We start from the raw sequence: 19,476 nt of genomic DNA, 5'->3' as shown, positions 1-19,476 counted from the left end.
TTAAGACCTCTTAAGCAAAGACAAAATTTGACTTAGTTTTCCTTCTGGGTTTTCAAGCTCATGAAGAATGGTAAAGTGATTTGCGTTCGGAACCAAATAAAAAAGTCCAGAGATTTTTTCATCCGTTCGAAGTTTTGCAAATTCAAAACTTTGACGCACAAGTTCTGAAAGTTCATTTTCGCCAACAACAATAGCGATTGATTTTTTTACCTGAGGAATTTTTATCGGACTGAGTTTCAAAATTTCATCTGACGATAAATTCAATGCATCGTTCAAATAACATTTTGAAATCGGCTCTAAGTTGTAAATTCCGCTGATTAAAAGCGCTGAACTCACACAGTTTTCGTTTAACAAAAGCGATGCTAAATGCGCCCCCGCTGACCAGCCCGAAACAATCACATTTTGCGTGTCGGCTCCCATTTTTTTTGCATAGCGGCAAACTTCGTGAAGAGCGACTTTAGTTTCATCGACAATTTGTGTAAGCGTTGCATCGGGCGCGAGAGTGTAACCTATAGAGGCTACGTGAAAGCCTTGAGACAGTGGACCTTTTGCCAAAAAACGAAATGTATTTTTATTTCGCATTTGCCAATATCCGCCATGAATAAAGACAAAAATTCCTTTGCCTTTTTCGCCTGCGAAGTAATCAAATTTTTCGCGCGGAAAAATACCATAAGAAATATCCATTGTATCGCGATATTCTTTTGATAAAATTTCACTGCGAGTTTCAAAACCTTGCAAAATTTCTGCACTGTTTGAAACAGCATTTGTATTATCGTAAGCTTCGTCTAAAGCTTTGCGCGTAAAATCTCTATAGATAAATTTATTCATCGAAAACGACCATGCGAATTGGAGTTGGATTATAATCGTTACACGGATTATTTAATTGTGAACAATCCGAAAGCAAAAACAACACATCCATTTCTGCGCGCATCTCGATGTATTTTCCAGGTCCCGAAATGCCATCGGCAAATTCCAAGCGCCCTTTATCATCCAAGATGACTTTTGTAAAAAAGTTTAAGTTACAGACTTGATCGTGTTTGCTCATGTCGTAATCTTCAAGCGTTCTCACAAAAGTATCGCGGCAGCTGTGCATGTAACGCGTTTTGTCGGTGTAACGCACAACGTTTCCTTCGGCAGAACATCCGCTTCCAAGCGTATCGTGTTCGCCACAAGTATCTGCAATCACCGTAAGCATCGGATTGTTATCGTTTGAATAAATAACAGTTCCGAGTTCAATCATCGTATTCGCTTGATTGGTGATTGTATTGGGTGCGCTGTAACGTTCGCCGGTATCGTGCGCATTATAAATTTGCACATCGCCCGATTGATTTCCTTCGACATCAATTAAGCGAAGCACTTGTCCTTTTTTCAGCGGAAGCATTTTGCCTTCGCCCGCATAAACAGTCACATCGTAAACGGCGTTTTCAATTTTGCGCGGACTTTCTTTTAATTTGCTATTCATAATTACCTCAGTCCCAAATAATCATGCGAACAGGCGTTGGATTGTAAGCGTTACACGGATTGTTTAATTGCGGGCAATTACTGACGACCGCATAAACATCCATTTCCGCTTTCATTTCCACATATTTTCCCGGGCTTGAAATGCCGTCTGCAAAATTCAAATTTCCTTTTTCATCAAAAGGCACATACATGAAAAAGTTTAAGTTGTTTACTTGATCGCGTTTGTCCAAACCTTTCGCGAGTAAAACTTTTAAGAAAGATTCGCGGCAAGCGTGCATATAACGCTTCGTCAAATCATAACGGCAAGTGTTGCTTTCGCAAGAGCAAGCGCTTCCCAATGTATCGTGATCGCCACACGTATCGGCAACAACAGTAAGCATCGGATTATCATCATTGGAATAAAGCTTTGTGCCGACACCGACTAAGCAGTTAGCTTGACGTTGCACAGTTTGTTGCACGCTGTAACGTTCTTCGGGATTGTTAGCGTTGATAAATAAAGTATCGACGGCTTGATTTCCTTCAAGGTCTAAAATGCGAAAAGTTTGCCCTTTTTTAATTAAGTGTAACCAGCCTTCTCCAGCGGGAACATCTTCGACATAAACAGCGTTTTTTTCGTCTAACTTACTTTCTAAAAATTCCGTTACCATTTTGAACGCTCCTTAAAGATTGTAATCCGCGGTGTTAATAAATCCGCGCGTATTTTCGGGGCACCAAGTAAAACAAGGGTCGTTAATTGTCGAATAATCGCAGCTCAAAAGTTCAATCTTTACAGGCTTGCGCAAATATTCTTTTGAAGGATTCAACGGATGCATTCCGGTATCAATGACGACAAGCGTATCCATTTCAGCGCGAAGTTCTACAAAGTCACCCGGCTTTGAATTATTTTCGACAAAAGTCATTTTGCCGTCCGATGTCACAACGACTTTCGAAAAGAAATTTACCAGTTCCGTAAAATCGCGTTTCGTCATGCCATATTTTCCAATTTCAACAAGCAAAGAATCGTAACCGTTTCTGTAAAAATCATTGCGATAGTGTTGATAGTCGTGCACACCAAAACGTTCTTTAATCAAATTGGCATGAGTGCATCCGCAAAGTGGATCGTGCCACCCCACGGTATCTTTTACAATGCTTAAAAGAATGCGCCCCATATCGCTATAAAGGCAGCAATTTTCGGTTAAGCGGCAAACATGTTGAATTTTTAAAGTGTCGCCTAAATTAAAACGTTCCGTAAAATTTTTTGCGTTGTAGCACAAAAGCGAAGCGTTTGCGCCGCCTTCCAAATCGGTCAAGCGAATTTTTTGTCCGCGCTTTACGATGCGCGAATAATTCCAGCCACCTGCGATGACTTTCGATGTTAAAACAGATTCTGTCATAGTTTACCTCTAGCGTTAAGTTTTATTTGGCGGCGTTCTTTTTGCCGACCATGTTGATGATGTTAAACTTTTCTTCTTGCGGTTTTGTTTCGGAAACCGGATGAATTAAATCTTCAACGTGCTTTCGAAGCGTGACAAATTCTGGCAAGAACAAACTTTCTTCTGTCCGCGGGCGCGGTACATTTACCGTCACCATTTCTTTTACTTTGCCCGGATTCGCTTGAAGAGTTAAAATTCTGTCCGACAGAAAAACCGCTTCGTCCAAATCATGCGTCACAAATAAAATTGTGATGTCGATATTTTTCCAAACTTCGAGCAAATACTTTTGCATTTGCGAACGCGTTTGCGCATCGAGAGCGCCGAACGGTTCATCCATCAAAAGCACGCGCGGTTGCGGGGCTAAAGCACGCGCGATGGCAACGCGTTGTTGCATACCGCCCGAAAGTTGCTTCGGATAATAACTAGCGTACTTGTCTAAGCCCACAATTTGCAGCCATTGATACGCACTTTCTTCGGCTTCATCTTTTCCGTAGCCAATCGATTCCAAACCGAACATCACATTTTGCTTGACAGAAAGCCACGGAAAAAGCGTATACTTTTGGAAAACCATACCGCGTTCTGCGCCAGTTCCCGAGACCATTTTTCCATCCAAGAAAAATTTTCCCGATGTCGCTGTTTCAAGTCCCGCTGCAATTCGAATCAGCGTTGATTTTCCGCAGCCCGAAGGTCCGATAATCGAAAGAAATTCGCGATGCTTGACGCCAAAAGAAACTCCGTCTAAAACGCGGTGAATACTGCCGTCGCTTTCGTCAAATTCTTTGACGATATTCTTCGCTTCCAAAATGAATTCAGAGTTTTCCATGGTTCTTTTCCTTCAATTCTTTTTCTTCTTCGGTCAAACGAAAACTGAACACATAATTTTTGGGCGCAGTAATTTCCGTTCGCACTTTTGTTAAAAATCCAACGCGACCATCTTCCCAAGCGAACAAGTCTTTGCCGATTTTGGACAAAATCAAATCGCAGCCAAGTCCGATAATTCCGAGAATGACAATCGCAGCATACACATTGTCAAAGTTCCGATATTTCGCTTGTTGATTGATAAACCAAGTAATTCCAGAACTTGTGCCGACGACTTCGGCGACGATTAAATAAGTCCACGCCCAACCTAAAAGGATTCGCATATCCTTGTAAATTTTCGGAGCGACTTCTGGAATAATCACTTTCATCAACACGCGAATCGGAGATGCGCCAAGAGTCCGCGCAGCTTCGGTCAAAGCAGGATCCGCTCTTCGCGTTGTCGCAGCAAGCATCGGCACTTGTTGGAAAAATGTTCCGATGATAATGATTGCAATTTTTGGCGCATCGTTAATTCCCAAAACAGCAACGGCTAACGCGCTAAAAACGGGCGCCGGAAAATAGCGGAAAAATTCGATAAACGGAGCGGTCAATTTTTCGAAGAACGGAATAGAGCCGCTTAAAATTCCAAGAGGAAGTCCGAATAAACTCGACAAGAAAAATGCCAAGAAAACGATTTTCACCGAATGTAAAATGCTTTCGTGAAACCACACATCGCCATCTCTTTTCGGCGGTGTTTTAAATGCCATCACCAAAGAAGTCGCTACTTCGTGCGGAGCCGGCAAATACGCAGGATTCACGCGAAAACCTTTCATCGGCTTTTCGCCCGCAGAAATTAACGTCGCATTTTCTTCGGCAAAATTTTCTTTTGCAATTTCATCACCTGGCTCGCAGAACATGCTGCCTCCGGCATCCGTAATTTGCACAAGCGGATGATAGATGAACGGCACATAACTCACCGCACACCATACCGCAAGCGGAATCACAAAGGAAAGCACCGCTAAAAGCATCGTTCCTTTTTTTCCGAGATCTTTCCGAATTCCTATAGGACAGTTCATGTTCTGCATTCCAAGTTAATGAGGTTTACTTTGCACTTTTCAGATAATCTTCTGTGAACGAAGAATTGATATAACGCTTTGTATCAACGGATTTATCATAGACTTTGTTTTTCACAAAGAAGTCATCGATGAGCTTACTCGATCCATAAATGGATTTGTAAGTGTTATCGTTTTTGTTAAAGAATTTCACCGATTCACTCAAGCGTAAAAAACGCGTGCCGCCGATAAATTTTGCATATTGCGTTTCAGAAATGCCAACGCGATCTGCTAAAATTTTCACCATTTCCTTTTTATTTTTCGGGTCATTCATATAAGCGACGACATCGTCCCAAGCCGCAACGACTTTCGCCCATTCGTCTTTATATTTCATCAACGATTCTTGCGAAACTGCGAGCACATCGTAAATAATTCCGGGTTCGTTTGCACTTGTGTAAAGTTCCTTAGAACCTGTCACTTTTTCGAGTGCATTCACCGAATGCGGAACCCACGCGACAACGGCAGAAACTTCGCCACTTTCCAAAGTTTGCACCGCTTGATGCGTCGGCATATTCACAAGAGTCACATCGGATTCTTTGAGTCCATTTTTAACAAGTGCGTTAATCAAAAGTGCGTGAGACAAACAGCCAATTTCAACGCCCACTTTTTTGCCCTTCAAATCTTTAATCGATTTGATTCCCGGAGCGCCGACGATTTTATCGTTACCATTGCTGTAATCGTTAATCAAAATGGTGACGTTTCTTGCACCCGTTGCATTTAACACAGTTGCGTCGCCATTCGCAACGCCCACCGCATCCACTTTCTTCGCAGCAAATGCATCCATCGAAGGACCGTAATCAAACCATTCGAGTTTCACATTCACATCATGTTTTTTAAAGAAGCCTTTTTTATCCGCGATTTCCCAAGCAGTCCAACCAGGCCAATCGCTGTATGCGATTTTTAGAACCGGTTTATCCGCATAGAGGGAAGCGGCAAAAGCCAAAGCGCCAGCGGCGATGAATTTGAACAATTTCATATTGACCTCGCTTGAAAAATGTTCTGCAACTCTAAAAGCAAAAACAGTGCCAAATTCCATGAGTTTGGCGATTTTACGCAAATTTCCCCACTTTAAAATTTTTAAAATTTTTTTTGATTTTGACTCTTGACAACTTTATAAAATTATTTTATAAAGTTAAGACAAAATTGTAAATTCCGTTTTGAGGTTTTACGCATGGCAAATGAGAATACAAAAAAAATACGGCAAATTTTGCTGCAGCACAAAACGATTACAAAGCCTGAACTCGCCAAAGAAACAGGCTTAACCGTTGCCGCTTGCGGTTATCTTTTAAATGCACTCGTCGAAAAAGACGAAGTCATCGCCGAAGATTTTCGCACATCAAATGGCGGGCGCCCCGCTATGTCTTATCGCTACAATGCAAAAAAAGTCAAATTTCTTTGCCTCTACGCTATCTCCGAAAGCGGAGCTGAAATTCTTTCTTATCGCATTATCGATGCCTTAGGCGAAATTCACGGCGCCGGCGAATTTAAAGAAAAACGGATTCATGTCCGCGCCATTTCCAATCGCATTTTAAAACTTTTGCAAAGCAATCCCGAAATTCGCATCGTTACCATCGGCATTCAAGGCGGCGTTTGCAACGGCGTCGTTGAATTTTCCGATTTTCCAGAATTAGACGGCATCGATTTAAGCAAAGAACTTTCGCAGAAAATCGGCCTTCCCGTTTACGTCGAAAACGATATGAACACAATCGCCCTCGGCTATTCCGAGAAAAATCATCAAGAAAAAGATGTCGCGATTTTGTTTGTTCCCAAAGGAAATCCGCCCGCCGGAGGATTTTTAACCGATGGAAAAATTTTGCACGGAAGCACCAATCTCGCCGGTGAACTTTCTTGCTATCCTTTCGCCTTTGACCGCAGCAAACAAAAAGAAATTTTCGATTCTTTTAAAACGGCTTTCCCGCCGATTAAGCAAATTCTCTTATCGAGCATTGTCTTTTTAGATCCCGCCGTCGTCGTGTTTACAGGCGGCTTTGCCGAAGAACTGGCGAAGCAAAATTTAGAAGTGCAAATTCGAAATCATTTAAAACGTCCCTACCGCCCGCGCTTAGAATTTATTCCCAATCCGATTGAAGAATATTTTAGCGGACTCGCTAAAATCGCCGAAGATCACTTTTTGAATTTTTAATTTTCGACTTTGTAATCGATTTCGTCATATTCTTTTTTTGTTTTTATTGCAACATTTTTGTTGCTATTTCATTCATACATTTACATATTTGTCCGCAAGTTTACACTTAATTTTCTTCTCCCTCACTGCATATTTTTTATCTGCAATTTTCCGCGAATTTTTCGCCCTTTCCACAAAAAATATTTTACTTTATAAAATAATTTTACAAAGTAAATCCAAGCGAGGCTTTTATGAATCTCGAAATTTCTTCTCTTTTAACCGCATATCGCAATCACACTCGAACTCCGCGCGAAGTCATTTCTACTTTGCAAATTGCGATTGAAAAAGCTCCCAGTACCATTTGGATTTCAAAAAGCACGCCACAACAATTAGAAAGTTATCTCAAAAATCTCGAAGGAAAATCTCCCGACGATTTGCCCCTTTACGGAATTCCTTTTGCGATAAAAGACAATATCGATTGCAAAGGTTTTAAAAGTACAGCAGCATGCCCCGCATACGCTTACACGCCCCAAAAATCAGCCTTTGTCGTCAATCGATTGATTGAACTCGGCGCAATTCCGATGGGCAAAACCAATATGGATCAATTTGCCACAGGACTCGTCGGCGTTCGAAGCCCTTACGGAACCATTCCGAATAAATTTGCTCCCGAATATATTTCGGGCGGATCAAGTTCCGGTTCTGCCGCAGCACTTGCTTACCACCTTTGCAGTTTTTCTCTCGGCACCGATACAGCAGGCTCCGGGCGCGTTCCTGCGGCTTTCAATCATCTTGTCGGCGTAAAACCTACGCGCGGAATTTTAAGCGCAAACGGCGTCATTCCCGCTTGCAAAAGTTTAGATTGCGTATCCATTTTTGCCTTGAATCATCACGATGCGCGCACCCTTTTAAACTTGGCAACCAAAGAAGATTTTGATGACGCTTATTCGAGATGCGCCCCGTGGAATTTGCCCAACGGAAAAGCCGAACGCTTAAATGAAAATTGGACTTTCGGCGTTCCCGAAGAATCCGAATTAAATTTCTTTGGAAATGATTCTTATAAAAAAGCATTCGAAAAAACGGTGAAAGCATTTGAAAATGCGGGCGGGAAAAAAGTCGTCATTCACTTTACTCCATTTTTAGAAGCCGCGCGTTTACTTTACGAAGGCCCTTGGGTTTTTGAGCGTTACGCAGCTGTCGGAAAATTTATCGAAGAACATCCGAGTGAAATTTATCCGGTGACAAAAGAAATTATTTGCCCGAAAAAGACGCCGCATCCGTCTTCTGTATTTGACGGATTTCATGCGTTGCAAGAGAAAAAGAAAATCGCCGATTTAGAATTTTCAAAAGTCGACGTGCTGCTCACACCAACGGCGGGCACAATTTATAAGACCGAAGAAGTTTTAAAAAATCCCATTCAACTCAATTCGAATTTAGGTTACTACACCAATTACATGAATTTGTTGGATTATTCAGCGCTTGCAATTCCCGCGGGATTTGTGAATTTAAACGACGAAAAAAAATCAAGAATTCCTTTTGGAGTCACTCTGGTCGGGCGCGCTTTCGATGATTTTAAATTGCTCGATGTCGCCGATAAAGTAAAATCTTATTTAATGCAAGACGAAAATGATTGCGACGAAAAAATTCAAATCGCTGTCTGCGGCGCCCATTTAAAAGGCGAGCCGCTGCATTTTCAACTGCAAAATGCAGAATTTATTTGCGCCACAAAAACGGCTTCCGAATATAAAATGTTTGCCTTCGAAGACAAAGGAATCAAAAAGCCCGCGTTAATTTATGCGAAAAGTTTAGGCGAAAATGAAAAAGGAAATTCTTTTTATGTTGAAATTTATGCGATGACCGCAAACGACTTTTCAAAATTTATTCAACAAATTTCATCGCCATTAAGCATTGGAAAATTAAAGCTCGAAAACGGTGAAAATATTTTAGGATTTGTCGGCGACACGCAAATTTTAGACAGCGCTCAATTCAAAAATGCCCTCGACATTTCTGAATTCGGCGATTGGCGCAAATTCAAAAAATGATTATTTAAACTGCCGTTCGAACGAGACCGTATCTTCTTTGCGACCGTTTAAATTGACCAAGCGTTCCGGCGTAAATGTGATACCGTTACTTTGTGCAAATTCAGAAAAGCGTCCTGCATTTTCAAAAAGTTCTTCGGGACTTTGACTTGTGAGAACGCGTTGTCGGAATTCAGAAGAATCCGGTTCAAAACCTTTGCAAAGTCTTGCTGCAAGTTGCTTCAATCGGCCGAGTGCGCCGAACGGCGTTGAAGTATTTTCGTCCATCATAAAGCCGTAATAGATTTTAAAAATTTCGCAGACTTCTTTTGCCGAAATTTTCCGAGGCAATTTTCCTTCTAAGGCATCCGCAATTTCTCCAAAAAGCCATGGATTATGCATGGCGCCACGTCCAATGGAAACGCCACAAATCGCATATTTTTCCAAACAGTCCAAAGCGAATTGCACACTAGAAACGTCACCATTTCCGACGACTGGAATTTTTGCCGCAGCAGCGACTTGCCCGATTAAATCCCAGTTGGCAAATCCGTTATAGCCCTGCACACGCGTTCTGCCGTGCACCGTTAACATGTCTGCGCCTTCGCCTTCGGCGATTTTCAAAGTTTCCATAACATTGATGGAATTTTCATCCCAGCCGATGCGACATTTTAAAGTCATCGGAATCGCAATGGATTTTTTCACTTCGGCTAAAATTTTTTGCAGCCGCGGCAAATCTTTTAGAAGTCCTGCGCCACCGCCTTTCCCCGCTACTTTCGGCACGGGACAACCCGCATTCACTTCGATATAATCGGGTTTTAATGTTTCCAAAACCTGCGCTGCATACGCCATCCGTTCCGGACTCCGTCCGAAAATTTGAATGCCAAACGGACGTTCTTCGGGATAAAATTTAAGCTGTTTATGATTCTTCAAAACAAAAGGTGACGTGCCATCGGTCGAAACAAATTCCGAAACGAGAAGCCCCATGCGATTTCCCGCAAGAACGCGGCACAAGCGACGAAACGGCGCATCGGTTACGCCCGCCATCGGAGAAAGCACCGTGCACGGAGAAACGCGGATATTTGCAAACTGAAATTCGGTTTTCAACATTTATTCACACTTGTCCACGAAATAGCCAACGATTAAGCGACGAAAAATGCAAAATTTTGCCGTTCAAAAGTAGATTTTTTCCGCTCACGTTCTTATATTTTGGGCGTGGCAAACGTAACAAAACAAGATTTAATTCATCGCGTGACAAGCTCGACGGGCTTTGTCAAAAGCAAAGTGCGTGTTGTTGTGGAACAACTCCTGGACCTCGTTGGCGAATCCCTCTCCGAAGGGAATTCCATCGAGATCCGCGGATTCGGTACATTCGTCAACAAAGAACGCAAATCGCGTCCCGCTCGAAATCCCAAAACCGGCGAAACGGTTTTGTTGCAGTCGCGTTTAATGCCGACATTTAAATTCTCCGCAGAACTCAAATCGGCGATAGCCGCTTCTGAAGCAATTCAACAAGCAAACGAAAATCGCAGCGCAACACAAAAAATCGAAGCGCTCTAAAATTTTCAAAAAGCAAACAGAAAAGCGCTCGTTTCGAGCGCCTTTTTTAATTTTTCATCCGCTGAATTTCTTCGGCGGTTAAAAATCGCCATTCGCCGAGTTTTAATTGCGGGTCTAATTTTACTTCCCCAATCGAAATGCGCTCTAAATCTTCGACGTGATTGGAAACCGCTGCGAACATACGACGCACTTCGTGATAAATTCCTTCGGCAATTGAAATGCGCACAACCGTTTCCGAAACTTTTTCCAATTCGCGGGCGATGAATGGTTTCTTTTCGCCCTTGAGCTGCACGCCTTCTTTGAGAAGACGAATTTGCCCATCGGTAATCGGGCGCGCTAACTTCGCTTCGTATGTTTTCAGCATGCCTTTTTTCGGACTTTCCACGCGATGAATAAATTGACCTTGATTGGAAAAAAGTAAAAGTCCATGCGTGTCCGCATCCAAGCGCCCAATGCAATTCAATTCCATTTCTAAAAAGCGTTCCGGGAAAATGCTAAAAACCGATTCATGATCGCGAGGCTGATGACTGCATTCAAGTCCGCAAGGTTTATTGAGCATCAAATACAATTCTTCGACCGTGGAAATTTCTTCGTCATTAACCGTAATTGTCGCGGGCTTTTCCGACAATTCTTCAAACGGATCTTCTACAATTCTTCCCGCAATTTTCACCAAACCCGAACGCACTAAAGCGCGGCAATTTTTGCGCGTTCCAAATCCTAAACGAGAAAGCAAACGTTCCACAGTTAAATTTTGCATAAAGACCTCTTACGAAGAAAAAAATCGCACAATCCATTTGCGCCAAAAAACAAGGCGAATGCATTCGGGATTTTTTCGATAACGGTGACGATTCCAAAAATACAAAGAAACGACTTCGATAATGGATTTTCCACAGACAAGACAAAAGCCTAATACACGTGCAACGGAAAATGTTGCGATAAAACTGCCTTCAATTTTAAATGGTCTATCACCCGTCCAATCGGCGTGAAATTCCCAATTTTCAAGCAGCGGAATTGTTCCGCTTAAAAAATTGAGCGAACCCGTCAAATAGCCCATCCACAAATAATCGTCTTCGTAACGAATGCCTTCAACTGTCGTCGGTTCAAACTTTCCTTGAAAAATTTTGAAAAATGCTTTTCCGACGCGAATGAGTTCGCGAATCCATTTTCGGCTAAATTTCTTTTCGGCGAGAATGGTTAAAAATTCTCGATCCGAGCTCGCTGACTTTTTCTTCGCTCTTTTGGATTTTTTCTTTTTCTGTTTTTTGACTGGTGGATTTTGTTTTTCTTTCGGGGCTGCGGGCGGAGTCGCTCTCTTTTCTACACTTTCTTCCTTTTTTACAGTAGCATCCTTTTCGGAAGGAGCTTTCTTTTTTACACTATCATCTTCTTTTTTCCAAGGATTTTCCGCATCGAAATCATCGTCACGACTTTCCTTTTCTTCGTCTTCGCTTGATTTTTCTGCGTTTTCCTCATTTTCTTCGGGAGATTCTTCTTCGGTGCTAAAAATTTTCTTGCGAAAAAGACGAACTTCTAATTGACTTCCATTCTTCTTTCCACAAAACAAAAAACGGACTTTTACCGGAAACAGTAAAAGTCCACCGACGAGAATTGTCACCAAGATGACGATGACGTCGAAGATCATTCTTCGCTTTCGTCAGCCTTTTTCTTCACGATTTCCAATAAATCGGCAAACGTTTTTGTTTTTAAAATCGTCGCAAATTGTTCTTTGTAATTGCGCGCTGTAGAAAGATCGTCGATGACTAAATCCCAAGCCATCCAAACGCCATCGACAAGGCTCATCTTGTAAACGAGAACCGATTCCTTTCCTTTGTACCAAAGATGTGCAGTCACATTGGCTTCGGTATTATTTTTCTTCATTTTCGGCGCTTCGTAAATCGTGCTATCGGTGCGATACATTTCCAAACGCTTTGCGCTTGAATTGCGAACCATGCGTTGGAATTCCGTAGCAAACGCAGTCTTCGAAGCTTCATCCAAACCGCTCCACGTTTCTTTGGGCAAAGATTTTTCCGCGAGAAGTTTAAAGTTGAAGACATCGCTCAAAAGACCTTTCACGCGTTCATTGTCTTTTTTCGAAAGGCTTTTCTTCTTCAGAAGAGTCTGCAATTCTTTATCGTTTTTCGAAATCGCCTGCACCGGATCGGCGGCAAATGCCACCGTAAACGAAAGCGCTAAAGCGGTAAGGAGAGCTTGAATTTTCATAAGCTATTTTCCCGGATAGAGTTGATGATATTCGGACAAGGAAAGTCCCATCCGACTAATCAGTTCGGCAAATGCGATATTGTATTTGCAAACTGCAAAGTAATAAGCTTTTTGAAGTTGAAGATTATCGGTGTAAGCCGAAACCAATTCGCTTGTATTTGACGGATCCAAATCGTACTTCATCGCAGCACTTTTTAAAATGGATTCACTCGCCCGCAAACTCGTCCGCAGACTTTCGAGTTTTCGCTTCGCACCCGTCGTCTGCACATACTGTTCTTCGAGCTTCATCAAAATGCCTTCGGACGCATAATTTTCTTTGAGTTTAAGTCCGCGAAGTTCTGTCCGCGCAGAAACATAAGAACTCCAACTATTCCAAAAATTCAAATCGTAGCGAACGCCGAAGCCGATCATACCGGTGATTTTATTGACTGCATCTTGCGCAAAAGCATTTTTTTGCACAGCGGTGCGATTCCCCGCCCACGATTTTACGTAGCTAAATTCACCCATGATAAAAAAGTGCGGACCGAGTTTTGCTTCGGCTAATTCTAATTGATACTGCCGCGCATTCAAGCCCGCATTCAAACGTTTCAAATCGGGATGATGTTGCGCTGCAATCGCTTTCGCTTCCTCTAAACTCGGAAAATATTCGGAGCGTTCTGCGAGAACGGTATCGATGGATGCAAATGTTTCCGAGGAATCAAGCCCGAGAGAAAATCGAATAGCGAGCTTCACCCGTTCCATGCCGCTTTCTGCATCGATGACCGCTTCGTCTAATGTATGCCGCCCCGCTTTGAGTTTGAGCAAATCCGTTTGCGAAACATTCGCATCGTCATCGTCTAACGCTTCTTCTAATTTTTCTTCGGCGCGGTCCATTTGCTTTTGCGCATCTTGCACTAAGCGATTCATTTCGAGAGCGAGCAAATAATTGTAATAATACGATTGCAGTTCTACACTTTTATCGTGCTCTTTGGAAACCACATCCATTTCTTGCTGGCGCAAATCCGCTTCGGCTGCTTTTTTGCCGACTTTATATTGCCCATAATTTAACGGCTGAATTGCGCGCACTTCTGTTCCAAAAAATGGCCCCATTTTGGTAAAGTCCCACGTGTCCACGGTATCGCCCCAATCATCCACATCTTCTTTTAAACCGGGCGCGGATCCAACCATCATCGTGACTTCAAATTTGGAAAGAATCGCCGCGGCTTTAATTTCTTGGATTTTATTTTTTTTGGCTTCTGTTGTAAACCGCGATTCGGCAAGAAGCGGATCCATCGAAAGTCCGCGTTCCACAAAACCTTCACAATCGTAACGCACTTCCGCAGCGAAAGCGATAGCGATGAGCAAAAAGGGTACGATTCGAAGTATCATTTTTTAGAATTTAGAAATCCTGTGCGCCTTCACCTAGCCGTTCTGAGACAAGGCGCTTTAATTTCCGATATTTCGCCAAAACTTCTTCGTAATAAAATGTTGGAATCGCTTCTCGGGAACGAATTTTTGCGTCAACGCCACCTTGCCCGATGTTGTAAGCGATAATCGCCTTTTTCAAATTACCGTAACGCCCGACAAGTCGCATCAAATAAGCACTGCCCACGATAATGCTCACTTCAGGACGCATTAAATCTTCTGCGCTTTCGACAGAAATTCCGAAACGTTTTCCAATCGCTTGCGCCGTCGGCACTTTTAATTGCATTAAGCCATAAGCTCCCGATTCTGCGCCGCTGCGAAATCTTCCTTTGGCGTTAGGATTTCCTTTGCTCTCTTGAAAAACAATCGACGGAATTAGCAGCGGATCAAATCCATAATTGCGAGAAATCATCCAAATTTCTTCGCTCAATTTGAACTTTTGATTTTGCGTCATCCGATTTTTAGAAAGAATGTCGAGGGCGAGGTAAATTTGTGCGTAATCCAAAGTCCAAGCACGGTAACGATTTCCGTCAGCCAAATCTTTTCGCAAACGAATTTCTTCGGCAGCGATGCGTTTTGATTGAATCAAATGATACGCCCACGCGCCCGCGAATGTGGCGAGAATTAACGCAAAGAGCGTTAAAAAAATTCCCGACGAAATCGAAGATAATCGCACATTATCTTTCACGCCGACGTTCCTCTAAACGGTCGAGATATTTCGTCCAACTGCGAATGCGCGCTTCGGATTTTTTGGATGTTGTAGAATCGACAACTAAACCTAAATTTTTTAGCGGTCCAATTACCGATTGCAAATAATCAAGTTCACTTTGCAAACGCTGCGATTCTTCGTCCATTTCGAGAAGACGCGTTTCGCGTAATTGCAATTCTGCATTTTGACTGCGAATCATTCCATACAAAGTAAAGAACCAACCCGCGAGAATTAAAAGCAAAATGATTGCGATAATCGGACTCAAACGAATTCCCGTTTGCTTGCTATACGAAACGCCTACGGCGCGAAGCGCGCCTAAAATTCCCGTCTGATGATACGTTTTCCAATTTTGCGTAATCGTAAAAACGTGTGCATAAGCGCTGAAAAATTTTTTATTCGCTTCGCCCGAAAAAACTAAAACCAATTCCGCATCTTTCTCTTTGCTTTTTTCCAAAAAATTCAAAAAAAGCGTGATGTATTCTTCTTCGCAAAAACGCGCTTTGTCCACATCTAAAAAGAAAATTTTTCCCGGACCTTTGAGAAGGCTCATCACTTTTTCGCGGAGAGGTGCTAACTGCGTAAATCCAAATGTTCCACTAATGCGAATGTAAACGCCGTGCGGAATTTCTTCGACGAAAAGATCGATTTGTTCTGCGTTCATCCGAAAATCCCCCGCTTCGAAAAGGCTGCGCGAATTTTCAAATTTTCTTCTGCCGCGGACGCAAGTTTTAAATTCCAGAAGAAAAACATACGAACGCCTTGTTTTACAGTCGGCGCGGCCGTATCTTGCGAGCCCATCATCCAGCTGAGAAGAATTTTTGCGGGCTTCGAAAAACGGAACCGAAATGCGTGAGAAAGGAATCCGTCTTTAATCAAAATTTCCGACGCTTCGGGATACAAAAACGGGAACGGCGTTTCTGCGGAAATTTTATTGCCATCAATTTTTAATGTATACGCACGGCGCTGTTCAAAATTGCGAACGCCTAAATTCAATTCCGTTCCAAAATAACCTTCGAGACTTGCAAATGTTCCATTGGAAATCGCATACGAAAATTCCAATTCCGAATCCGATTCCAAAAGGCTGATATTTTTATCGATGTGCAAAACATGATCGCTTCCCGCGACATTTGCAATTTGTTCCGAACGCATCCGAACCGCTAAAATATCTTCTTTCCTTTCGATTTGATATTCATAAGGTTCTGCGAGAACGCCTTGGCCATCGTTCAACGCCGATTCAAATTGCTGCGCATCGGTTAAAGAAGGCGAAAGCAAATGATCGACGAAAGCCCGCGGCACATCACCGCTTTGTTGAAATGCATTGACCAAATTCACTGGAGAAGGTTTAAAAATCAGCGACCGCAGCGAAGCGCCCGAACGTTGTTCCAGCAAGAATTGAATCTTCGAATTGTTCACTAAAATTTGACGATTTCCCGTCCGTAAAAAATCCGAAACTTCAACACGACGGCCTTCTAATTTTGCGAGTTTTTCAATTTCTTTTTCAACTTCAATAATCATGCGGTTTCCATTCCACCGCACAAGAGGACTGCGCACACCGCGATTGTCGTAAAGATCTGCGTAATATTCTTTCGCCATTAACGGCAAAATTTTTTCTTGCACCGCACGCAATTCTTTTTCTGGTAAAAGTGCTTCGGCATGTGAATTTGCGACGAGAAGCGATTTGTGCATAAAATCTGCTTCGGGACGGCGCAGCAAAAGTTCGCGACAACTATGCGAGCCCGCGGGCAGTCCGAGAGTTTTTCCAACATCGCTCATCAAATTGACTTTTCCACCAGACGCTTCATCGAGCCAGTGCGAAATTGGCCACAGTTGAAATGGAAAATGCGATAAATTCTGGCGAAGCTTTTCAAAAAATTGTGAAATCGTTTCTGCGTTTTCGCAAGGAACTTCTTCGACAGCAATCCACGGCGCATCCATTTTTTCAATCGATTCTAATTTCGCTTGTAAAAAAGAAGGCGAAAGCAAAAGCGCTTGACTTAAATCTTCGGCGACCGGGAAAAGTTGCATGACAGAATCGCGATCTTCCGCGGTAAACCATCCCGTCACCCGCGTCGCTCTTCCCAATGCATCTTGCAAACTTTTTTCCAAAACGAGAGTGTATCGCAAACCTTGCTTGGCTAAAACTTCAGTTAATCCAATTTCCCACGCCATCGGCGAATTAAAATAGCCAATCGGTTCATCTTGGAAAATTTTTTCCATTAACTGAATATGCGATTTTAATTGCAAATTTTGCAATCGCGTTGGAAAAAGCGGAAGCATCGCATCGTAAAATCCGCCGCCGAGAATTTCCAAATTTCCTTCGCGAATTGCGGAGCGCATATAAACGACATCGGCGATATTCAATTTATTCCAAACTTCTGCAACCTTTCCCGAAAGATAAAGCGAAAGTTTGAATTTATCCAATTCCAATAATTTTCTTATCTCTTTTGCGATTTGCGAAAATGCAGAATCCCAAGTGTCTTTTTTTAACGAGAACGGTTCCGTAATCGAGAGAAGAAGAGATAGTTTTTGCGATTTCATTTTCTAAAAATAGCATAAATTTTATTTTGCAGCGCCCGAAAATTTTTCCAATTCCGCTTCTACGATTTCCATCACATCTTCGGAATATTCAAATTCTTTTGAAAGAATTTTTACCGTGTCAATTTTTATTTTTTGAATTTCTTTTTCTGTAAAATTTTTTGACTGCGTATCAACCGCAGCAAGCTCATTTGAAAAAAGCCGCGCTAAATTCCAAAAGAAAAAAGCGAACAAAAGTTTTCCGCGTTTTCTTCCGCTGTAAAGTGACTTCGCAAAATGCCTGTAAATCAAATAGCTGAGCAATTTCACGCTTTCCGCTTCGGTGAAATATCCCGCATCCGAAATTTCTTCTTTTGCAATTTTCTGGTTTATTTTTTTTGAGCGCAATTTCCCACGGGCTTCCAAAACTTTCTAGCGACGACAAAAATGCTTCAAAATTTTCTGCATTTGGAAAAGGGAAAAATCGAAAATTTTTTGCATCGGGAAAAACTTTTTCAATCCGCGCGTCAAATGAAATTTTTTCATCGGATAACGTTTGAAAAATTTTCCGGCGTTCTTCAAAAATTTGATCGCGTTCTCTTTTTTCTTCATCGTTCAATTCATCTTCGATTTCATCGATTTCGCTTTCAACAAATTGCAACGGCAAAGAATTTGAAAATAAAAGACGAACCGCTTCTTCGCAACAAAGCCCAAGTCCGCGTTCCATAACATCGCCATAAACTTCAACAAATCGCGGATGTTCTCTGCAAATATCGCACAAAGAATCTTCGCCCAACTGCGTAAAAATTTCACACAAGTTTTTTGAATTTAAAAAAGGGCAACGATCGCCCGGCAACAATTGAAAATGTCCATCGACAATATTTTCTTGCAATTTCTTTCCCAATTTTCCGCCGACATGACGATAACATTCTTGCGAAAAATCATCGACATCAATTTCCCAGCCGACGCAACACGTATCGCTGCAACGATCAGCGATGCAATGAAACGCATCATAAAAATCAGGTTTTACAAGTTTCATTTTTCAAAATTAAAAATAAAGCGGCTGCAAAAAATGCAGTCGCTTTTTTCATTTTGCTTTTTGATTTATTTCAAAAAAGGATGCAGATAAACTTCGGCGCTATCGCCTTCGATAAATCGCGCTTCGCCTAAATTGCGATATTCAAAATCGACAAAGCGCTGCAAAAGAAATGCTGCGAATTGATGATCTTTTGAGAAGCAAAGCGACAAACGATAATTGCCGTTTTCACAAGTTTCTGGAACGCCTTCTTGCCGAAGCATCGCGCCAAAATCATTTGCATTTGCTTCCATCAGCCGCTGAATTTTTTCGCCTTCTGCGGGATTAAATTCGAAGCATTTTCCTTCGACGATGGAATTGGTTTTCGCATAAATGATTTTCTTTCTTAAGCCAAAGAAAGAACTTTCCATTTTGATTTGCGGATTGTGATAAAGGGCGTGTGCCATTTCTAATGTGGTTGACATTTTGTCTTCCTCGTTTTAAAAATTTGAAATTGAAAACACCGCCTTGAACTTTTCAAGGTGTGATTGCAGCAAAATTTTTGCCGATGAAAATGGTTAACGAGAAAGAATTTTTAACAGCGCAAACGCTTTAATTGATAAACAAAGTAATCTTTGGAATTTTGATAATAATGCGATGATTTTTCACGAACATAGGATGAAAAATTTTCAGAAAATAACGGCACATTGGATTTGAACGCTTTGACAAATCGCCCGCAGAAATCGGGAGAATTTCCCGCATCCTGTCGCCCTAAATTCGGCGAAAAATTCCGGCGAGAAAAGCAAAAATTTTCTGCAGATTTATTTTCGGCAAAGTAATTTGGCGATGCATTTTTATCCGCAGAATCGTCAATTTCTACCGAAGAATTTTCTGCGGAAATTTCCCATGGCGCAGAAGAAATCGCAGAATGCGGAAGCATCGCCGCCAAGAGCAAGAACATTGCACCGACACAAAGCATCCAAATATTTTGTTTCTGCGTTTTCATTTTAAGCATAACATAGAAAATTTTACGCAAAAATTTGGCTCTTCATCAACATGTGTGGGTGGCTTCGCCACCCTTTTTTTGTTGACTTTCGCCTAAATCAAACAAAAAAAATGGGCTATTTTCTAAAATTT

Annotated in this window: 21 protein-coding genes and 1 pseudogene; 3 read left to right on the top strand and 19 right to left on the bottom strand. The window is 42.0% G+C overall.

What is annotated here, in order from left to right:
- The 7 genes and pseudogenes from B0H50_RS11395 to B0H50_RS11365 all read right to left on the bottom strand — a co-directional run bounded on the left by B0H50_RS11395 (position 1) and on the right by B0H50_RS11365 (position 5,759).
- Positions 1-828, bottom strand: coding sequence for an alpha/beta hydrolase (locus B0H50_RS11395; RefSeq protein WP_106198451.1), 828 nt, complete (start codon positions 826-828; stop codon positions 1-3).
- Entirely contained in the window at positions 821-1,462 is a 642-nt protein-coding gene (locus tag B0H50_RS11390) for a DUF1989 domain-containing protein (protein ID WP_106198452.1), read from the bottom strand. The genes B0H50_RS11395 and B0H50_RS11390 overlap by 8 nt, the downstream gene beginning before the upstream one ends.
- A 7-nt stretch (positions 1,463-1,469) precedes the next feature.
- A complete protein-coding gene (locus tag B0H50_RS11385; RefSeq protein ID WP_106198453.1) occupies positions 1,470-2,108 on the bottom strand; it encodes an urea amidolyase associated protein UAAP2 in 639 nt (212 codons plus the stop codon).
- A gap of 12 nt (positions 2,109-2,120) precedes the next feature.
- Entirely contained in the window at positions 2,121-2,834 is a 714-nt protein-coding gene (locus B0H50_RS11380) for an urea amidolyase associated protein UAAP1 (RefSeq protein ID WP_106198454.1), read from the bottom strand.
- Between the two features lie 22 nt (positions 2,835-2,856).
- Positions 2,857-3,696 carry an ABC transporter ATP-binding protein gene (locus tag B0H50_RS11375; protein WP_109587761.1) on the bottom strand — a complete coding sequence of 280 codons (840 nt, stop codon included), beginning with the start codon at positions 3,694-3,696 and terminating at the stop codon, positions 2,857-2,859.
- Positions 3,697-3,802: 106 nt separating this feature from the next.
- Positions 3,803-4,747 (bottom strand): annotated as a pseudogene (locus B0H50_RS11370) (ABC transporter permease subunit); the annotation flags it as partial.
- 25 nt (positions 4,748-4,772) lie between these two features.
- Entirely contained in the window at positions 4,773-5,759 is a 987-nt protein-coding gene (locus B0H50_RS11365; RefSeq protein ID WP_106198456.1) for an ABC transporter substrate-binding protein, read from the bottom strand.
- Between the two features lie 195 nt (positions 5,760-5,954).
- On the opposite strand from B0H50_RS11365, the gene B0H50_RS11360 reads away from it, so the two are divergent.
- Positions 5,955-6,926 (top strand): ROK family transcriptional regulator, encoded by a 972-nt coding sequence (locus tag B0H50_RS11360; protein WP_106198457.1) that lies wholly within the window; start codon positions 5,955-5,957, stop codon positions 6,924-6,926.
- 230 nt (positions 6,927-7,156) lie between these two features.
- A complete protein-coding gene (gene atzF, locus B0H50_RS11355) occupies positions 7,157-8,944 on the top strand; it encodes an allophanate hydrolase (RefSeq protein ID WP_106198458.1) in 1,788 nt (595 codons plus the stop codon).
- Here atzF and B0H50_RS11350 read toward each other — a convergent pair whose 3' ends face one another.
- Complete coding sequence (locus tag B0H50_RS11350; protein WP_109587760.1) at positions 8,945-10,027, bottom strand: tRNA dihydrouridine synthase; 1,083 nt, start codon at positions 10,025-10,027, stop codon at positions 8,945-8,947.
- 105 nt (positions 10,028-10,132) lie between these two features.
- Here B0H50_RS11350 and B0H50_RS11345 point away from each other — a divergent pair, with 105 nt between their 5' ends.
- Positions 10,133-10,477, top strand: coding sequence for an HU family DNA-binding protein (locus tag B0H50_RS11345; protein WP_106198502.1), 345 nt, complete (start codon positions 10,133-10,135; stop codon positions 10,475-10,477).
- A 46-nt stretch (positions 10,478-10,523) separates the two neighbouring features.
- On the opposite strand, the gene B0H50_RS11340 is transcribed toward B0H50_RS11345, so the two are convergent.
- The 11 genes from B0H50_RS11340 to B0H50_RS11285 all read right to left on the bottom strand — a co-directional run bounded on the left by B0H50_RS11340 (position 10,524) and on the right by B0H50_RS11285 (position 19,354).
- Positions 10,524-11,234: a pseudouridine synthase gene (locus B0H50_RS11340; protein WP_106198460.1), complete on the bottom strand. Its 711-nt coding sequence runs from the start codon at positions 11,232-11,234 to the stop codon at positions 10,524-10,526.
- 9 nt (positions 11,235-11,243) lie between these two features.
- Entirely contained in the window at positions 11,244-12,119 is an 876-nt protein-coding gene (locus B0H50_RS13175) for a hypothetical protein (protein ID WP_146129166.1), read from the bottom strand.
- Positions 12,116-12,697, bottom strand: coding sequence for an MlaC/ttg2D family ABC transporter substrate-binding protein (locus tag B0H50_RS11325; protein WP_106198463.1), 582 nt, complete (start codon positions 12,695-12,697; stop codon positions 12,116-12,118). The genes B0H50_RS13175 and B0H50_RS11325 overlap by 4 nt, the downstream gene beginning before the upstream one ends.
- Positions 12,698-12,700: 3 nt before the next feature.
- Positions 12,701-14,065: a TolC family protein gene (locus B0H50_RS11320; RefSeq protein WP_109587759.1), complete on the bottom strand. Its 1,365-nt coding sequence runs from the start codon at positions 14,063-14,065 to the stop codon at positions 12,701-12,703.
- 10 nt (positions 14,066-14,075) lie between these two features.
- Positions 14,076-14,789, bottom strand: coding sequence for a transglycosylase SLT domain-containing protein (locus B0H50_RS11315; RefSeq protein WP_106198465.1), 714 nt, complete (start codon positions 14,787-14,789; stop codon positions 14,076-14,078).
- Positions 14,779-15,471: a hypothetical protein gene (locus B0H50_RS11310; RefSeq protein ID WP_106198466.1), complete on the bottom strand. Its 693-nt coding sequence runs from the start codon at positions 15,469-15,471 to the stop codon at positions 14,779-14,781. Before B0H50_RS11310 ends, B0H50_RS11315 begins: the two co-directional genes overlap by 11 nt.
- Entirely contained in the window at positions 15,468-17,348 is a 1,881-nt protein-coding gene (locus tag B0H50_RS11305; protein WP_106198467.1) for an alpha-amylase/4-alpha-glucanotransferase domain-containing protein, read from the bottom strand. The genes B0H50_RS11310 and B0H50_RS11305 overlap by 4 nt, the downstream gene beginning before the upstream one ends.
- 21 nt (positions 17,349-17,369) lie before the next feature.
- Positions 17,370-17,579, bottom strand: coding sequence for a hypothetical protein (locus B0H50_RS11300; RefSeq protein ID WP_109587758.1), 210 nt, complete (start codon positions 17,577-17,579; stop codon positions 17,370-17,372).
- A complete protein-coding gene (gene fliB / locus B0H50_RS11295; protein WP_109587757.1) occupies positions 17,533-18,363 on the bottom strand; it encodes a flagellin lysine-N-methylase in 831 nt (276 codons plus the stop codon). Before fliB ends, B0H50_RS11300 begins: the two co-directional genes overlap by 47 nt.
- Before the next feature lie 65 nt (positions 18,364-18,428).
- A complete protein-coding gene (locus B0H50_RS11290) occupies positions 18,429-18,824 on the bottom strand; it encodes a hypothetical protein (RefSeq protein ID WP_106198469.1) in 396 nt (131 codons plus the stop codon).
- Positions 18,825-18,934: 110 nt separating this feature from the next.
- Positions 18,935-19,354 carry a hypothetical protein gene (locus tag B0H50_RS11285; protein WP_106198470.1) on the bottom strand — a complete coding sequence of 140 codons (420 nt, stop codon included), beginning with the start codon at positions 19,352-19,354 and terminating at the stop codon, positions 18,935-18,937.
- Between the last annotated feature and the right edge of the window lie 122 nt (positions 19,355-19,476).

Origin of the sequence: Hallerella porci (genome assembly GCF_003148885.1) — a bacterium.
Taxonomy (GTDB): Bacteria; Fibrobacterota; Fibrobacteria; order Fibrobacterales; family Fibrobacteraceae; genus Hallerella; species Hallerella porci.
Note: the sequence above shows the minus strand (reverse complement) of the source record. Positions and strands in the feature narration are given on the sequence as shown.

Bases quoted from the DNA above. Each gene is read 5' to 3' on its own strand.
- B0H50_RS11340 (WP_106198460.1), bottom strand. From the start codon at position 11,234: ATGCAAAATTTAACTGTGGAACGTTTGCTTTCTCGTTTAGGATTTGGA.
- B0H50_RS11325 (WP_106198463.1), bottom strand. From the start codon at position 12,697: ATGAAAATTCAAGCTCTCCTTACCGCTTTAGCGCTTTCGTTTACGGTG.
- B0H50_RS11385 (WP_106198453.1), bottom strand. From the start codon at position 2,108: ATGGTAACGGAATTTTTAGAAAGTAAGTTAGACGAAAAAAACGCTGTT.
- atzF (WP_106198458.1), top strand. From the start codon at position 7,157: ATGAATCTCGAAATTTCTTCTCTTTTAACCGCATATCGCAATCACACT.
- B0H50_RS11375 (WP_109587761.1), bottom strand. From the start codon at position 3,696: ATGGAAAACTCTGAATTCATTTTGGAAGCGAAGAATATCGTCAAAGAA.
- B0H50_RS11310 (WP_106198466.1), bottom strand. From the start codon at position 15,471: ATGAACGCAGAACAAATCGATCTTTTCGTCGAAGAAATTCCGCACGGC.
- B0H50_RS11290 (WP_106198469.1), bottom strand. From the start codon at position 18,824: ATGTCAACCACATTAGAAATGGCACACGCCCTTTATCACAATCCGCAA.
- B0H50_RS11360 (WP_106198457.1), top strand. From the start codon at position 5,955: ATGGCAAATGAGAATACAAAAAAAATACGGCAAATTTTGCTGCAGCAC.
- B0H50_RS11395 (WP_106198451.1), bottom strand. From the start codon at position 828: ATGAATAAATTTATCTATAGAGATTTTACGCGCAAAGCTTTAGACGAA.
- B0H50_RS11285 (WP_106198470.1), bottom strand. From the start codon at position 19,354: ATGCTTAAAATGAAAACGCAGAAACAAAATATTTGGATGCTTTGTGTC.
- B0H50_RS11350 (WP_109587760.1), bottom strand. From the start codon at position 10,027: ATGTTGAAAACCGAATTTCAGTTTGCAAATATCCGCGTTTCTCCGTGC.
- B0H50_RS13175 (WP_146129166.1), bottom strand. From the start codon at position 12,119: ATGATCTTCGACGTCATCGTCATCTTGGTGACAATTCTCGTCGGTGGA.
- fliB (WP_109587757.1), bottom strand. From the start codon at position 18,363: ATGAAACTTGTAAAACCTGATTTTTATGATGCGTTTCATTGCATCGCT.
- B0H50_RS11305 (WP_106198467.1), bottom strand. From the start codon at position 17,348: ATGAAATCGCAAAAACTATCTCTTCTTCTCTCGATTACGGAACCGTTC.
- B0H50_RS11390 (WP_106198452.1), bottom strand. From the start codon at position 1,462: ATGAATAGCAAATTAAAAGAAAGTCCGCGCAAAATTGAAAACGCCGTT.
- B0H50_RS11320 (WP_109587759.1), bottom strand. From the start codon at position 14,065: ATGATACTTCGAATCGTACCCTTTTTGCTCATCGCTATCGCTTTCGCT.
- B0H50_RS11365 (WP_106198456.1), bottom strand. From the start codon at position 5,759: ATGAAATTGTTCAAATTCATCGCCGCTGGCGCTTTGGCTTTTGCCGCT.
- B0H50_RS11380 (WP_106198454.1), bottom strand. From the start codon at position 2,834: ATGACAGAATCTGTTTTAACATCGAAAGTCATCGCAGGTGGCTGGAAT.